Source organism: Staphylococcus pasteuri, from assembly GCF_030547725.1.
Lineage (GTDB): Bacteria > Bacillota > Bacilli > Staphylococcales > Staphylococcaceae > Staphylococcus > Staphylococcus pasteuri.
Genome location: NZ_JAUOQO010001128.1, coordinates 1 through 229 on the forward strand (window position 1 = coordinate 1; position 229 = coordinate 229).

1 pseudogene is annotated in these 229 nt (G+C 31.9%); it reads left to right on the top strand.

The features are described from left to right. Nucleotides 1-229 (top strand): annotated as a pseudogene (locus tag Q4528_RS16650) (tryptophan--tRNA ligase); the annotation flags it as partial.

Below are 229 nucleotides of genomic sequence, written 5' to 3' on the forward strand. Positions count from 1 at the left end.
GGTTTAGGTAGACTTCCAGGAACTGACGGGAAAGCTAAGATGAGTAAGTCTTTATACAATTCGATTTATTTATCGGACTCTCCAGATACTATTAGAAAGAAAATTATGTCAATGTATACGGACCCTAACCATGTTCAAATCAATGATCCTGGACAAATAGAAGTAAAAACTGTCTTTACTTATTTAGATGCTATCTGTTCAGATACAGATCAATTATTAAAATTAAAAA